Origin of the sequence: Microbacterium testaceum, assembly GCF_001476655.1 — a bacterium.
GTDB lineage: Bacteria > Actinomycetota > Actinomycetes > Actinomycetales > Microbacteriaceae > Microbacterium > Microbacterium testaceum_C.
Map to the genome: position 1 here is coordinate 1 of NZ_LDRT01000015.1, position 14846 is coordinate 14846.

The window sequence follows — 14846 nt, forward strand, 5'->3', positions numbered from 1 at the left end:
GGACTCGGCGACTCCGGGCGCGGCCTGCTGCGTTCGTCGGGCACCGGGCCGCTCGTGCGCGTGAGGGTGGGGGCGGCGTCGGAGGACGTCGCCCGCGCTCACGCGGACCGGCTCGCCGAGGTCGTCCGGGAGCGTCTGGCGCTGTAGCGCCCGGCCCCCTCGACGGGGCTCAGGAACCTCGGCGTCGGGTGGCGGGGCACTGCGGTGCGCGGTCCCTTCGACGGGCTCGGGGACCTCGGGGTGGGCGGGCTCAGGAACCTCCGTGCACCGGGCCTTGAGCCTCGGCGCTCAGTACTCCAGCGACTCGATGTAGCGCAGCAGGACTCCCTCGCGGAGGGCCCAGGGAGAGACCTCGAGCTCCTCGACATCCATCGCCTTCATCGCCCGCTCGACGACGATGGCGGCCGCGACGATCTGGAACGTCCGGTCTGCGGTGATCCCCGGAAGGGCCTCGCGCGCGTCGGCGGGGATCTGCGCGAGACGCGGGATCCAGTCCTTGAGCTGCTTGCGGGGAAGAACCATGCGGTCGATGCCCGACCACCCCGGTACGGGGTAGCCCGCGAGCTTGGCGAGCGAGCGGATGGCCTTGGACGAGCCCACCACGTGGTCGGGGCGGGGGAGGACGGAGAAGCGTTCGGCGACCGGGGCCAGGACGGATGCCGCGTGCTGACGCAGCGCGTCGATCTCGTCGGCGCTCGGCGGGTCGTGGGGGAGGAACTGCACGGTCGAGCGCCCGGCGCCCAACGGCACCGATTCGGCGAGGTCGGGCAGCTCGTCGGCGCCGCCCGCGATCTCGAGCGAGCCGCCGCCGATGTCGAACAGCAGGATCTGTCCGGCCGACCAGCCGAACCACCGTCGCACCGCGAGGTAGGTGAAGCGCGCCTCGGTCTCGCCGCCGAGCACCTGCAGCGGCTGACCGAGGACGTCCTCGATCTGCGCGATGACCTCTTCGCCGTTGGTCGCCTCCCGCACCGCCGAGGTCGCCGTCGCGAGGAGTTCGTCGACCCCCTCGGCCCGGGCCGTCGCGCACGCCGCGGCCACGGCATCCACGAGCCCCTTCACGCCTTCGGGCGAGATCGATCCGTCGGGCAGAAGGTAGCGCATGAGGCGCAGCACCGAGCGGTGGGACGTGGTGGCTGTGGGACGGCCTCCCGCTCGCGCGTTCGCGACGAGCAGGTGCACCGTGTTCGAGCCGATGTCGAGGACTCCGAGACGCACGGTCCGAGCGTAGTGGGAAGGCGCCGATCAGCCCGCGAGTAGCATTACCGCGTGTCCGAGACCGCTGCCGCACCGTCGCTGAGCCCCTATCGACAGATCGATCGAGCCGAGTGGGCGCGCATGGCCGGAGGGATCGAGCAGCCGCTCACCGAGACCGAGGTCGTGCAGTTGCGTGGCATCGGGGATCGCCTCGACCAGCGCGAGGTGGCCGAGGTCTACCTGCCGCTGAGCCGCCTGCTGAGCCTCTACGCGCGCGCCACCCGTCGACTGGGGGCCGACACGAGCGCCTTCCTGGGGGAACCGGATGCCACGACCCCCTTCGTCATCGGGGTCGCCGGTTCCGTCGCGGTGGGCAAGTCCACGATCGCCCGCCTGCTGCGCGAGCTCATGAGTCGCTGGCCCGACACCCCGCGCGTCGAGCTGGTGACCACGGACGGCTTCCTCTACCCGAACGCCGAGCTCGAGCGGCGCGGTCTCATGGACCGAAAGGGGTTTCCCGAGTCCTACGACCGGCGCGCGCTCGTGGAGTTCCTCAGCGAGGTCAAGTCGGGGGCCGAAGAGGCGCGCGCTCCGTTCTACTCGCACGTGCGGTACGACATCATGCCCGACGCGCACGTGAGCGTGCACCGCCCGGACGTGGTCATCGTGGAGGGGCTCAACGTGCTGCAGCCTCCACCGTCGCCCAACGAGGTCGCGGTCAGCGACCTGTTCGACTTCTCGATCTACGTCGACGCCGACGCCGCGCACATCGAGCGCTGGTACGTCGACAGGTTCCTCGCGCTTCGCGACAACGCCTTCACGAACCCGTCGTCGTTCTTCCGTGTCTTCGCGGACATCAGCGACGAGGAAGCAGTGGAGCGCGCGCTCGGGTTCTGGCGCGAGATCAACCTCCCCAACCTCGAGGAGAACGTCCTGCCGACCCGGCACCGCGCGAAGCTCGTGCTGCAGAAGGGCGTCGACCACACGGTCGAGTCGGTGCTCCTGCGCAAGCTGTAGGCCGTCGCCGAGGGGTTCGCCCAGCCACCGCCCGTAGACTCGGAAGCTATGTGCGGAATCATCGGTTACGTGGGTCCCCGGCAGAGCCAGGACATTCTTCTGGCAGGTCTGTCGCGGCTGGAATACCGGGGTTACGACTCCGCGGGCATCGCCGTGATCGACGGTGACGGTGCGCTCGGGATGCGCAAGCGCGCCGGCAAGCTGGCCGTGCTGCGCGACGACCTCGAGGCATCGCCGATGGCCAACGGCACGACCGGAATCGGTCACACGCGCTGGGCGACGCACGGCGGCCCCACCGACGCCAACGCGCACCCCCACCTCGCCGACGACGACAAGCTCGCCGTCATCCACAACGGCATCATCGAGAACTTCGCCGAGCTCAAGAGCGAGCTCGTGGGCGAGGGCTTCAGCTTCCGCAGCGAGACCGACACCGAGGTCGCCGCGGTCATGATCGGTCGCGAGTACGCCCGCACCAAGGATCTGGTGCAGGCGTTCCGCTCTGTCGTGTCGCGCCTCGAGGGGGCGTACACGCTCCTCGCGATGCACGAGGACCACCCCGGTCTCGTCGTCGGCGCCCGCCGCAACTCGCCGCTCGTGATCGGCCTCGGCGAGGGCGAGAACTTCCTCGGCTCCGACGTCGCCGCCTTCGTCGAGCACACGCGCAACGCGCTCGCGATCGGCCAGGACGAGATCGTCGCCATCACCCCCGACGGCGTCGAGGTCACCGACTTCTCGGGCGCTCCCGTCGAGGTCGAAGCCTTCGAGGTCACGTGGGACGCGTCCGCGGCCGAGAAGGGCGGCTGGTCGTCGTTCATGGCCAAGGAGGTCTCGGAGGAGCCCGAGGCCGTTGCGAACACCATCCGCGGTCGCATCCACGAGGGGCGCGTCGAGATCCCCGAGCTGGAGGGGATGGACGACTTCCTCGCCGACATCGACCGGATCCTCGTCATCGCGTGCGGCACCGCCGCGTACGCGGGGATGGTCGGCAAGTACGCGCTCGAGACGTGGACGCGCGTCCCCGTCGACGTCGAGCTCGCGCACGAGTTCCGTTACCGCGACCCCGTGCTCAGCCCGCGCACGCTCGTCGTGTCGATCAGTCAGTCGGGCGAGACCATGGACACGCTCATGGCCGTGAAGTACGCCCGGTCGCGCGGTGCGAAGACGCTGTCGATCTGCAACACGCAGGGCGCCACCATCCCGCGCGAGTCGGATGCCATCGTCTACACGCACGCCGGCCCCGAGGTCGCCGTGGCCTCCACCAAGGCCTTCGTCGCGCAGATCACCGCGCTGTACCTGCTCGCCCTGCACGTGGGTCGCGTCCGCGGTGCCGTCGACGCGATGGTCGCCGTCGAGGCGGTCACCGAGCTCGAGGCCGTTCCCGGCAAGATCGCCCGCGTGCTCGAGAGCGAGCAGGCGCGCATCGAGCAGCTCGCCCACTGGATGGCCGACACTCGCTCGGTGCTGTTCCTCGGCCGCAACGTCGGCTACCCGATTGCCCTGGAGGGGGCGCTCAAGCTCAAGGAGCTGGCGTACATCCACGCCGAGGGCTTCGCCGCCGGCGAGCTCAAGCACGGCCCCATCGCCCTGATCGAGCCCGGGCAGCCGGTGTTCGTCGTCGTGCCGTCGCCCCGCGGCTCGGGCGAGATGCACAAGAAGGTCGTCTCGAACATCGAGGAGATCCGCGCCCGCGGCGCCCGCGTCATCGCGATCGCCGAAGAGGGCGATGTCGCCGTTCTCCCCGCCGCTGACGAGGTACTCCGCATCCCGCTCGCGGCCCCGCTGTTCGAGCCCCTCCTGGCTGTCGTGCCGCTGCACATCTTCGCGATGGGGCTGGCCGAGGCCAAGGGCCTCGACGTCGATCAGCCGCGCAACCTCGCGAAGTCCGTCACGGTCGAGTAAGCCGGATCGGAGTGGGGGTCGGATGCCGTGGCATCCGGCCCCTTCTCGTTCCGCATCACCGGCAGAATGGACACCGATGCCAGGAGGGGAGAGCGCATGATCGTCGGTATCGGCGTCGACCTCGTCGACGTGCCGCGGTTCGAGGCGCATCTCGCCCGGACCCCGCGCCTGCTGGCACGGCTCTTCGCTCCCGCCGAGCGCGTGCTCAAGCCCCGCTCGCTCGCGGCGCGCTACGCCGCGAAGGAGGCGCTCATCAAAGCGCTCGGGGGATCGGAGGGCGTGCACTGGACCGACATCGAGGTGGCGTCCGAGCCCTCGGGGCGACCCGTGTTCGCGCTCCGCGGCGAGACCGCGGTCACGGTCGCCGCGCGCGGGATCACCGCGCTGCACCTGTCGATGTCGCACGACGCGGGGCTCGCCACCGCCTACGTGATCGCCGAAGCCGGCGCTCCGCCCGCCCGAGAGGACACCGCATGAAAATGGCACCGGGAGTGCTACGCGAAGCGCTCATCGACGTCGACGCGATCGCCGAGAACGTCCGCCACTTCCGGCGTCTCACCGGGGTCGAGGTCATCGCCGTGGTCAAGGCCGACGGTTACGGTCACGGCGCGCACCGCGCCGCGCAGGCGGCGCTGCGGGGGGGAGCGACGCGGATCGGCGTGTCCGACATCGACGAGGCGCTTGCTCTCCGGCGAGCGGGCATCCGCGCTCCGCTCTTCGCGTGGCTGCACGCTCCGGGGGCGTCGTTCGTCGAGGCGGTGCGCCACGACGTCGAGCTCGGCATCTCCGACATCGATCAGCTGCTCCGCGCGGGCGAGTCGGCGCAGGGCGATCGCCCGGCGGCGGTCCACCTGAAGATCGAGACGGGCCTGTCGCGCAACGGCATCGCCCCCGCCGACTGGCGCGTCGTGTTCGCCGAGGCGGCCCGCCTCGAGCGCATCGGGCGTCTGCGGGTGGTGGGGCTGTTCTCGCACCTGTCGAACGCGAGCGAGGCGGACGATCGCGCCGCGCTCGCCCGGTTCGAAGAGGGCGTCGTGCTCGCGGCATCCGCGGGCCTGACCCCGCCGCTCCGCCACATCGCGGCGACGCACGCCGCGATCGCCCTCCCCGAAGCGCGCCTGACCGGTGTGCGCATCGGCATCGGCATCTACGGCATCTCGCCGTTCCACGATCGGACCTCCGCCGACCTGGGCCTGCGCCCCGCCATGACGTTGCGCGGCGCGGTGTCGGCCGTGCGCCGCGTCCCGGCGGGGACGGGCGTGTCCTACGGGTACGCGTACCGGACGGAGCGGGACACAACTCTCGCCCTCGTGCCCCTCGGCTACGCCGACGGCGTCCCGCGGCAGGCGTCGGACCGCGGGCCGGTCGCGATCGGTGGGCGACGCTTCTCGGTCGCCGGACGAATCGCGATGGACCAGTTCGTCGTCGACGTGGGCGAGCACCCCGTGTCCGTCGGCGACGAGGTCGTGCTCTTCGGCGACCCCACCCTGGGCGTGCCGGCCGCGCGGGAGTGGGGCGATGCCGCCGACACCATCGACTACGAGATCGTCACGCGCGTCGGGCCCCGCGTTCCCCGGCGGGAGGTCGGCGCATGAGCGTGCCCGCCGACCTGCTCGGCGTGCACCGGATCGACGGCCCCAGCGACATGGAGGAGCTCGGCCGCACCCTCGGTCGCGCGCTGGAGCCGGGCGACGTCGTCGTGCTGACCGGACCGCTCGGCGCCGGGAAGACGACCCTCACCCGGGGGATCGGCGAGGGTCTCGGCATCCGGGGTCCCGTGCAGAGCCCGACCTTCGTGATCGCGCGCACGCACCCCTCGCTGGTCGGCGGGACGCCGCTCGTGCACGTCGACGCGTACCGTCTGGGCGCCGCGGTCGAGCTCGACGACCTCGACATCGACGTGGCGGGATCCGCGGTGATCGTCGAGTGGGGGCGCGGCGTCGCCGAGTACCTCGCCGACACGTGGTGGGAGATCGAGATCGACCGCGAGGTGGGCGGCCGCGGCGTCGACAACGCGTGCGGCGAGATCGCTCCGCACACGCTCGACCTCGACGCGGACGCCCCGCGGACGGTGACGATCTCGCGTCGACCGTGACGCGCGCGCCACGGTTGTCGCGAAACAGCGACATCGCGGCGACACGGGTGCGACATCGGGTCAATACGGTGGATGCCATGAGCCGATCCCCCCGCCTCCTTCCGGGTCGCCGCACCCTCGGCGCCGCGGCCTCCGCCCTGCTGCTCGCCCTCGTCGGGTGCAGCGCGGAGCCGACGGCATCCGTCTCCGCCCCCGCGCCGTCGACGGATGCCGGGACGCCGTCGCCGACCGCGTCGCAGCCGGACGTCGCTCGGGTCGCCGGGTACGACGTCGGGCAGTTTCCGCCCGTGCCCCTGTTCACCCTCCCCGACCTGTCGCTGCTGGACGGCTCGGCGTCGGCCTTCACGATCGCGGCGGCCTCGTCGCTGTCGTCGCTGCCCGGAGTGACCGTCGCCTCCGCGTCGTGCGACACCCCCGGGAGCGTCAGCGCGGGCGCCGGGACCGCGGTCCTGTACGGCGACGGCTCGGGCGCGTACACCGGGCCGGACGGCACCGTCCACAACTTCGGCGACGGCTCGGGTTCGACGACGATCGGCGGGGTCGAGATCCAGAACTTCGGAGACGGGTCAGGCGCGTACGACTCCGGCGACGTGTCGATCCAGAACTTCGGCGACGGGTCGGGGACGTACCGCGATGCGACCCGCTCGATCCAGATCTTCGGTGACGGCTCGGGCACCAGCACCCGCGGTGACGAGAGCATCGAGAACTTCGGCGACGGCTCGGGCTCCTCCCGCGCCGGCGCGGTCGAGATCCACAACGCCGGCGACGGATCGGGGTCGTACCGTGACGGCGTCGTGGAGATCCAGAACTTCGGCGACGGCACGGGCACGGTCGACGGGGTGCCGGTCTCCGTGGCCCCGCTGCCGCCCGTTCCGAAGCTCGGCGTGTTCCCGCCTCTCAGGGCGCTCGCGCCGGTGACCAGCTGCGGCACCACCCTGACCCTGTCCGACGCGGTGCTGTTCGACTTCGACTCGGCGGAGATCCGTCCCGACGCGGCATCCGTGCTCGACGCGCTCGCCACCGTCCTCACCCAGGTGGCTGTCCCCGCGGCGACGGTTTCGGGACACACGGATGCCATCGGCACCGACGCCGAGAATCAGGTGCTGTCCGAGCGCCGGGCGAACGCCGTGGCCGACGCGCTCCGTCAGCGCGGGACGCCCACCGCCTGGACGGCGGAGGGGTACGGGGAGTCCCGGCCCGTCGCCGCGAACGAGCTCGACGGGGTCGACAACCCCGCCGGTCGCCAACTCAACCGCCGGGTCGAGATCCTCGTCCCCCCTTTCGGAGGCTGACATGCGCAGAACCATCACATCCGTCCTGGCCCTGGGGGTCGCCGCGGTCGTTCTCACCGGGTGCGCGGTGAGCATCACCGACGAGCGGGAAGGGGCCAGCCCTCTCGCCTCGCCCACGGAGGCCCCGAGCCTCGAGACGGCCACCGACGATCCGCGGCCCGAGGTGATCGCGCCGCCGGCCCCCGACGCCTCCGACGCGCCCGAGGCCCCGTCGAGCCTCCGTACCCGCGACGAGGCCATCTCGCTCGCGGACACGACGATCGCCTGCACCCCCGGTCTCGTCATCGCCGATGACGGCAAGATCGTCCGGGTCGAGGGGGCGTGCGACGACGTCACCGTCTCGGGCTTCGCGACGGTGGCGGTGCTCGACGACGTCTCGACGCTCACCGTGAGCGGCAGCGGGATCGTCGTGTACGCCCAGCAGGTGGGCGACCTCGTCGTGAGCGGTGACGTGAACACGATCCTGTGGCGGGGGAGCGCGCCCCGCCTGGACGACACGGGCGTCGCGACCACCTCGATCCGGGACACCCGATGAGCGCGCCGGTCCCCGCGTGGGCGCAGACGGCTCCCCGGACCAACGGTCTCGCGATCGCGGCCCTCGTTCTCGGCCTGTGCGGATTCGGCATCCTGCCCGTCATCTTCGGGCACATCGCCCTCGGACAGATCCGGCGCACCGGCGATCGTGGCGCGACGCTCGCGATCGTCGGCCTGGTGCTGGGCTACGTCGCGCTCGCCGCGACGATCATCGGCGTGGGCCTGGTGGTCGCCATCGCGGTCGGCATCCCCGTCTTCGCCACGTGGGTGTCCGCGTGAGCGACGACCGTCCCGCCATCCTGCTCGTCGACGACGACGAGACGATCCGCGCCGGCCTCGGCGCCTTTCTCGAGCGCAGCGGGTATCGCGTCGTGGTCGCCGCCGACGGGCAGGAGGCCCTCGACCTGCTCCCCACCGGCGACGTCGCGCTGGCCGTCTGCGACGTCATCATGCCGAGAGTCGACGGGCGCGAGTTCGTCCGGCGGGTGCGCGCGGAGGGGCGGTGGTTGCCCATCATCTTGCTGACGCAGGTGGGGGAGTCGTACGAACGCAGCGCCGCTCTCGACGAAGGCGCGGACGACTACCTGAACAAGCCGTTCGACCCGCAGGAGCTGCTCTCGCGCGTGCGCGCTGTTCTGCGTCGAAGCGTCCCGGGTGAGCGACCGCTGAGCGCGGCGCCGCGGCTGCGGGCCGGGTCCCTCGAGCTCGACCGTTCGGCACGACGCGTCTGGCGCGACGGTGCCGAGGTCACGCTCACGCCCAAGGCGGTCATGCTGTTGGACTACCTCATGGCGCACCCCGGGGAGGTGCACACGCGGGAGCGGCTCCTCACGGCGCTGTGGGGCTTCGACTTCGTCACCTCGACCCGCGCGATCGATCACCGCATCGCCGAGCTGCGCCGCGTGCTCGGAGACGACCCCGGCTCGCCCCGCTACATCGAGACCGTGCAGAGCGCGGGGTACCGCTTCGTCCACCCGGTCGGTGCCGCGTGAGCCGGCGGACGGCGGCGCTCGTGATCGCGCTGCCCGTGTCTCTCGCGGTGCTCGCGGCGCTGGTGCTGTTCGTCGCCGGGGAGCGCAGAGCGCTGACGGTGAGCACGGCGCTGCCCCTCGTCGTGGTGTACGTCGGGGTGGCCCTCACGGTCGTCGCCGCGGTGATCGTGGCGCTCACAGCGCGGCGCGGCAAGGCGAGAGCGGCCCTCGACCTCGCGCGGGACGAGGGCTATCGCGCCGGTCGCGATGACGAGCGGGACGCTCACCGCCGCTTCCTCGCGCGGCTCGATCACGAGCTGAAGAACCCGATCACGGCGATCCGCGCCACCCTCGCCGGGGTCGACCCCGCGGCCGCCCCCGCGCACGTCGAGGTCATCGATGCGCAGGCGCGGCGGCTCGCGGCCCTCGTCGGCGACCTGCGCAAGCTCTCCGAGATCGAGACGCGGCCGCTCGAGACCGAGCCGGTCGACCTCGAGGCGCTCGCCCGCGACGCGGTGCACGCGATCGAACAGCAGCGGCCCGAGGCGCGCGGACGGATCAGCGTCATCGCGGAACGCGTGCCCTGGTCGGTGCCGGTGCTCCCGGGCGATCCGGACCTGCTCGCCCTGGCTCTCGACAACGTCCTCGCCAACGCGGTCAAGTTCTCGGCATCCGGACCCATCGAGGTCCGACTGCGTGAGGACGGGGGAGGCGCCGTCATCGAGGTCGCCGACACCGGACGCGGTGTTCCCGCCGACGCCCAGGGGCTCGTCTTCGACGACCTCGCGCGCGCGGCGAACGCCCGTGACGTGCCCGGCTCGGGCATCGGCCTCTCGCTCGTGCGGACGATCCTTCATCGCCACGGCGGTGGTGTCGATCTGCGCTCCCGCGAGGGAGCAGGAACCATCGTCACGCTGCGCGTGCCGACCGCCTGATCGGCGGCCGGACGCGCGCGGCCGCCCAGACCGCGCGGAGCGCGAGGAGCGCGAGGGCCGGCTGCTCGACGTGCGCGAAGTGCCCGCTGTCGTCGAGGACGACCTCGTCGAAGTCGGAGATCGCGCGCGCCCACCCGCGCGGATCGCGCGCGGCGACGAAGACGTCGTGGCGTCCCCGCACCGATCGGACCGGGCACGCGATGCGCCGCCACACCGCGTCGTCGTGGGTCCGTGCTTTCGGCGTGGCCGCGAGGAACGCCGTCGGACGGATCTCGGTCGCGAGCGCATCGGTCTCTGAGCGGGCGACACGGGACGGATGCCGGAACAGAGGGCGCGACAGCACGCGCAGCGCCCCCGTCCGCGCCAGCAGACGCAGAAGGGGGCGCGACAGCGGGCCGAGGCCCCGCAGAACACGCATCGCGGCGACCATGCCGGCGAGCCCCGGCATGGTCAGGATGCCGCGGAGAGGATGCCGCGCAACCGTGCGAGCGCCTTCGCCGCTCGGCGACACCAGACCGACCCCGACGGTCGTGGAGGCAAAGCGTGCGGCCACGTCGAGAGCGACCACCGCCCCGAGGGAGTGCCCCACCACGCGCCACCGCGGATACCCGAGAGCACGCGCGACAGCTGCCACCGCCACCGCCAGGTCGCCCGGCTCGGGAACGGGTCCGGGCGATTCGCCCCACCCGGGCAGGTCGATCGCCACGATGTCCGCGAGGGGCGTCCGCATCTCGTCCGACGCCGCGATCATCGGAGCCCACGTGCGCCACGACGCCGCTGCCCCGTGCAGGAGCACGGTCGCGACGGGGCTCCCCGACCGCCGTCCCGCGTGCACGACGATGGTTCCCACCGCGGTGGGGACGACGAGTCGGCGCAGGCCGAGGGCGGTGGCATCCATGTCTCTTCTTCGGAACACGGACCCCGATCGGATGCCCCGACGCGCGGCGGATACCCTGGAACGGTGATCCTCGGCATCGACACCTCGCTCGGCACCGCCGTCGCGGCGATCACGCGCGACGGGGAGGTGCTCGCCGATGAGCAGAGCGCCAACCCGCTCGGCCACGCCGAGGTCATCGGCGACCTGCTGCGGCGCGCGACGGCCGCCGCCCCCGCGCCGGCGCACGTGGCGATCGGCATGGGACCCGGACCCTTCACCGGGCTGCGCGTCGGCATCGCGACCGCACGCGTCTATGCGCTCGGTCGCGGCATCCCGGTCGTCCCGGTCCCGAGCCACGACGGGATCGCGCTCGGCATCCTGCTGGCCGACGCGCTCACCGGCGTCGACACCCCGCGGTTCGCCGTCGTCACCGACGCCCGTCGACGGGAGTTCGCCTATAGCGTCTACGACGGCATCGACGACGACGGACTCCCGATCCGGATCACGGATGCCGCCCTCAGCCCCCGCGACGAGCTCGACCAGCGACTGGCCGACCTCGAGGCGGCCCGCTGCGATGCCACGAGCGTCTCGGCTGCGATGATCGCGCTCGCCGCTGCCCGTGCGCTCGACGCCGGACGATCCCTGGCGGGCGCGGAACCCCTATACCTGCGGAGCCCCGACGTGGTCGCCGCTCATCCTCCGAAGCGGGTGAGCTGATGACCACCCGCCCCGCGACCCTCGCCGATCTCGACGGGATCATGGCGCTCGAGCACGCGTCCTTCCCGACCGACGCGTGGAGCGCGGCGATGATGCGCGAAGAGCTCGCCTCTCCCCACGGGTGGTACGTCGTGGTCGAGGAAGCCGGCCGGCTGATCGGTTACGCGGGGCTCCGCGCCGTGCGCGGGGCTCGGGATGCCGATGTCCAGACGATCACGATCGCCGAGGCCGCGCGCGGTCGGGGACGCGGACGCGCGCTGCTCACGGCCCTGCTCGACGAAGCGGGCCGTCGCGGGGTGCACGACGTCTTCCTCGAGGTCCGCGCCGACAACCCCGTCGCGCAGGCGCTGTACGCCTCGGAGGGATTCGTCGAGGTGGGGCGCCGACCGCGGTACTACCAGCCCGACGACGTCGACGCGATCGTGATGCAGCTCGACCTGCGGGGCTGGCTCTCCCGCCACGCCGAGGGTGCGGCATCCGGATCCGCGGACACCCCCACGACCGGAGAGGGCTGGTGCTGATGGACGCGCCCCTCGTGCTCGGCATCGAGACCAGCTGCGACGAGACCGGGATCGGCATCGTGCGCGGGCGGCAGCTGCTGAGCAACACCATCGCCTCCAGCATGGACGAGCACGCCCGCTACGGCGGCGTCGTGCCCGAGGTCGCCGCGCGCGCCCACCTCGAGGCCCTGCAACCCTCGATCGATGCGGCGCTCGCCGAGGCGGGAGTGACCCTCGCGGACCTCGACGCCGTCGCGGTCACCAGCGGCCCCGGGCTCGCCGGAGCCCTGATGGTCGGCGTCGGTGCCGCCAAGGGCCTCGCGGTCGCCCTCGACAAGCCGTTGTACGCGGTGAACCACCTGGTCGGACACATCGCCGCCGACATCCTGGATGCCGAGGCCGGCGAGCTCGAATACCCCACGGTCGCCCTTCTGGTCAGCGGAGGACACACCTCGCTGCTTCTCGTCCGCGACCTCACGAGCGACGTCGAGCTGCTCGGCGAGACGATGGACGACGCCGCGGGCGAGGCGTTCGACAAGGTCGCGCGGCTCTTGAAGCTGCCGTACCCGGGTGGCCCCGAGATCGACCGCGCCGCCGCGTCCGGAGATCCGACCGCGATCCGCTTCCCGCGGGGTCTCTCGCGCGCCTCCGACATGGCATCCCATCGCTACGACTTCTCGTTCTCGGGCCTGAAGACCGCCGTCGCGCGGTGGGTCGAACAGCATGAGGCCGCGGGGCAGTCCGTGCCGGTGGCCGATGTCGCGGCATCCTTCCGCGAAGCCGTCGTCGACGTGCTCGTCACCAAGGCCCTCGACGCGTGCGCCCGACACGGGGTGCCGCGTCTGCTGCTCGGCGGCGGAGTCATCGCGAACAAGCGTCTGCGCGACGTGGCCCTCGAACGCGCTGAGGCTGCGGGTGTCGCGGTCCGGATCCCGCCGCTGCGGCTCTGCACCGACAACGGTGCGATGATCGCGGCCCTCGCGGCCGAGCTCATCTCGTCGGGCCGGCCCCCGTCGACCCTCGCCTTCGGCGCCGATTCGACGCTGCCCGTCACCGAGATCCAGGTGGCGGAGGATCCGGATGCCGTGCCCCCGGCCGTTCGCCCCGGAGCCCCCGCGTGAGCGAGGCGCCGCCGCCGACCCGTCGCGCCCGCAAAGAGATCGAGGGCGCCACCGCGCTTCCCGACGCCGTCGAGCCGGATGGGGAGGAGGGTCGCCTCGCGACCGCGCAGCTCGAGATGGCGGCCTTCGGCGATCACGTGATCCCGTACGTTCCCCCGGCCCCGAAGCCGCCGCCCTCGCTCGCCCCCTGGGCGCTGTTCGCGGCGATCGCGGCCCTGGTGTCGTCGTTCTTCTGGGGCTGGCTGCTCCCGCTCAGCGCGATGGCGGCGATCGTCGCCGCGATGTCGCTGCGTCGAACGCACGACAGCCGCCGCGTCGCGGTATGGGCTCTGGCCCTGGCGCTTCTGTCGGGTGTCTTCAGCGCCGGCTGGTTGATCTGGGGTTTCTCGCAGCTCCCCGCCTGAGCCCGCTCAGACGCGGTCGGCCAGCAACGTCAGTCGTCTCGAGCCGATGCGCGTGAGGATGAGCGTCGCCGACTCTTCTCCCCGGAGCGACAGCTTCTTGCGCAGCACCGCGGGGTCGACGTCGACACCGCGCTTCTTGATCTCGAGCGTGCCGATCCCCCGGGCGCGCAGAGCCTGAGAGAGCTTCTTCGGATCGGCCGGGAGCTGCTCGCGGACGCGGAACGACGAGACGAACGGGCTCGTCAGAGCCGCGTCGGACGTCAGATACGCCATGCCCGGAGCGAGCATTCCCGCCTCGAGTGCGCGCGCGACCTCGCCGATGAGGCGCGCGCGGATGACCGCCCCGTCCGGCTCGTGGACGAAGGTCCCGAGCTCGCGCGGCTCGGCGTCGGGCGAGTCGGCCGGTGCCGTGAGCTCCCACGCCTCGTCGCCGCGCACGACCAGGGCCGCGCGGCGCACGTTCTCGCGGGCGAGGGCTCCCGACCAGAGGACGAGCTCGATGGTCGAGCCGTCTGCGCTGATCCACTGGGCCTCGAGGTCGTCGGGGATCTGCTCGCGGTCGAATCCGGGCCCGAGCTTCACCCCGCCGGACCGCTCCCGCAGGAGCGCGAAGACCCATTCCAGCGAGGGGGACCATTCGGCCGACGACACCTGGCGCGTCTCGGAGTGCCCCGCGGTCCGTCGCGCGGGGTCGAGCCAGACGGCATCCACTGCGTCGAGCTCGACGTCCTCGGCGCGTGCGTGAGCGACGGTCACCGCGTCGTCGAACGGGGCGAGGTTGTAGGCGGCGATCGCGGCGGTCACCTCGTCGGCGTCGACGGCGTCCACGCGGAGACCGAGGCCCGCCATGCCCAACGCGTCCCCGCCGATGCCGCAGCCGAGGTCGGCGACGCGCGTGATCCCGGCGGCGCGGAAGCGCCCCGCGTGGCGGGCGGCGATCGACAGGCGCGTCGCCTGCTCGAGACCTGCGCGGGTGAACAGCATCCGGTCCGCGAACGGCCCGAACTTCGCCGCTCCGCGCACGCGCAGCCGGGCCTGCCCGACGACCGCGGACACGAGGTCGGGGGAGTGACCGGCCGCCCGCAGCCGAGACACCGCCCGGGCGGCGTCGTCGGTGGACTCGATCCGGCCCACCTCGTCGAGCAGACGGAGGCCGTCGGGTGTGAGCAGGGCGGTCAGCTCGCGGGTATCCACCGATTCAGCCTAGGCGGGCGAATGTGTTGGCACTCGCGTTGCGTGAGTGCCAGCGCTTCTCTACACTCGGATTAGCACTCTCCCCGCGTGAGT

Annotated in this window: 17 protein-coding genes and 1 pseudogene; 15 read left to right on the plus strand and 3 right to left on the minus strand. The window is 72.3% G+C overall.

Annotated features, from left to right (window positions below):
• Nucleotides 1-147 (plus strand): annotated as a pseudogene (locus NS220_RS19125) (phosphoglucosamine mutase); the annotation flags it as partial.
• 141 nt (nt 148-288) lie between these two features.
• Here the strand turns inward: NS220_RS19125 and NS220_RS02770 are convergent.
• Entirely contained in the window at nt 289-1218 is a 930-nt protein-coding gene (locus tag NS220_RS02770; protein WP_058622581.1) for a Ppx/GppA phosphatase family protein, read from the minus strand.
• A gap of 51 nt (nt 1219-1269) precedes the next feature.
• Here NS220_RS02770 and coaA point away from each other — a divergent pair, with 51 nt between their 5' ends.
• The 10 genes from coaA to NS220_RS02820 all read left to right on the plus strand — a co-directional run bounded on the left by coaA (nt 1270) and on the right by NS220_RS02820 (nt 9940).
• A complete protein-coding gene (gene coaA, locus NS220_RS02775) occupies nt 1270-2214 on the plus strand; it encodes a type I pantothenate kinase (protein ID WP_058622582.1) in 945 nt (314 codons plus the stop codon).
• Between the two features lie 48 nt (nt 2215-2262).
• Nucleotides 2263-4113: a glutamine--fructose-6-phosphate transaminase (isomerizing) gene (gene glmS / locus NS220_RS02780; RefSeq protein ID WP_058622583.1), complete on the plus strand. Its 1851-nt coding sequence runs from the start codon at nt 2263-2265 to the stop codon at nt 4111-4113.
• 96 nt (nt 4114-4209) lie between these two features.
• Nucleotides 4210-4590, plus strand: a complete 381-nt coding sequence (locus NS220_RS02785) for a holo-ACP synthase (RefSeq protein WP_058622584.1) — start codon at nt 4210-4212, stop codon at nt 4588-4590.
• The gene (gene alr, locus NS220_RS02790; RefSeq protein ID WP_058622585.1) at nt 4587-5708 is read left to right on the plus strand and encodes an alanine racemase; all 1122 of its coding nucleotides are present in this window, start codon (nt 4587-4589) and stop codon (nt 5706-5708) included. Before NS220_RS02785 ends, alr begins: the two co-directional genes overlap by 4 nt.
• Nucleotides 5705-6208 carry a tRNA (adenosine(37)-N6)-threonylcarbamoyltransferase complex ATPase subunit type 1 TsaE gene (gene tsaE, locus NS220_RS02795; protein WP_058622586.1) on the plus strand — a complete coding sequence of 168 codons (504 nt, stop codon included), beginning with the start codon at nt 5705-5707 and terminating at the stop codon, nt 6206-6208. The genes alr and tsaE overlap by 4 nt, the downstream gene beginning before the upstream one ends.
• 77 nt (nt 6209-6285) lie before the next feature.
• Nucleotides 6286-7500, plus strand: a complete 1215-nt coding sequence (locus NS220_RS20510; RefSeq protein ID WP_058622587.1) for an OmpA family protein — start codon at nt 6286-6288, stop codon at nt 7498-7500.
• 1 nt (nt 7501) lies between these two features.
• Nucleotides 7502-8035, plus strand: coding sequence for a DUF3060 domain-containing protein (locus NS220_RS02805; RefSeq protein WP_058622588.1), 534 nt, complete (start codon nt 7502-7504; stop codon nt 8033-8035).
• Nucleotides 8032-8313 (plus strand): DUF4190 domain-containing protein, encoded by a 282-nt coding sequence (locus tag NS220_RS02810; protein ID WP_058622589.1) that lies wholly within the window; start codon nt 8032-8034, stop codon nt 8311-8313. The genes NS220_RS02805 and NS220_RS02810 overlap by 4 nt, the downstream gene beginning before the upstream one ends.
• The gene (locus NS220_RS02815) at nt 8310-9026 is read left to right on the plus strand and encodes a response regulator transcription factor (RefSeq protein WP_058622590.1); all 717 of its coding nucleotides are present in this window, start codon (nt 8310-8312) and stop codon (nt 9024-9026) included. The genes NS220_RS02810 and NS220_RS02815 overlap by 4 nt, the downstream gene beginning before the upstream one ends.
• Nucleotides 9023-9940, plus strand: coding sequence for a sensor histidine kinase (locus tag NS220_RS02820; protein WP_058622591.1), 918 nt, complete (start codon nt 9023-9025; stop codon nt 9938-9940). Before NS220_RS02815 ends, NS220_RS02820 begins: the two co-directional genes overlap by 4 nt.
• Here the strand turns inward: NS220_RS02820 and NS220_RS02825 are convergent.
• On the minus strand, nt 9915-10838 hold the full coding sequence (locus tag NS220_RS02825; RefSeq protein WP_058622592.1) for an alpha/beta fold hydrolase: 924 nt from the start codon (nt 10836-10838) through the stop codon (nt 9915-9917). The two genes, NS220_RS02820 and NS220_RS02825, sit on opposite strands and share 26 nt — an antisense overlap.
• Before the next feature lie 63 nt (nt 10839-10901).
• On the opposite strand from NS220_RS02825, the gene tsaB reads away from it, so the two are divergent.
• The 4 genes from tsaB to NS220_RS02845 are packed head-to-tail and all read left to right on the plus strand — an operon-like array spanning nt 10902 to nt 13559.
• Nucleotides 10902-11534 (plus strand): tRNA (adenosine(37)-N6)-threonylcarbamoyltransferase complex dimerization subunit type 1 TsaB, encoded by a 633-nt coding sequence (gene tsaB / locus NS220_RS02830; protein WP_058622593.1) that lies wholly within the window; start codon nt 10902-10904, stop codon nt 11532-11534.
• Nucleotides 11534-12055: a ribosomal protein S18-alanine N-acetyltransferase gene (rimI, locus tag NS220_RS02835; protein ID WP_058622594.1), complete on the plus strand. Its 522-nt coding sequence runs from the start codon at nt 11534-11536 to the stop codon at nt 12053-12055. The genes tsaB and rimI overlap by 1 nt, the downstream gene beginning before the upstream one ends.
• The gene (gene tsaD, locus NS220_RS02840; RefSeq protein WP_058622595.1) at nt 12055-13155 is read left to right on the plus strand and encodes a tRNA (adenosine(37)-N6)-threonylcarbamoyltransferase complex transferase subunit TsaD; all 1101 of its coding nucleotides are present in this window, start codon (nt 12055-12057) and stop codon (nt 13153-13155) included. The genes rimI and tsaD overlap by 1 nt, the downstream gene beginning before the upstream one ends.
• Entirely contained in the window at nt 13152-13559 is a 408-nt protein-coding gene (locus tag NS220_RS02845) for a hypothetical protein (protein ID WP_058622596.1), read from the plus strand. The genes tsaD and NS220_RS02845 overlap by 4 nt, the downstream gene beginning before the upstream one ends.
• 6 nt (nt 13560-13565) lie before the next feature.
• Here the strand turns inward: NS220_RS02845 and NS220_RS02850 are convergent, their stop codons facing one another.
• Nucleotides 13566-14753, minus strand: coding sequence for a class I SAM-dependent methyltransferase (locus NS220_RS02850; protein ID WP_058622597.1), 1188 nt, complete (start codon nt 14751-14753; stop codon nt 13566-13568).
• Nucleotides 14754-14846 lie beyond the last annotated feature (93 nt).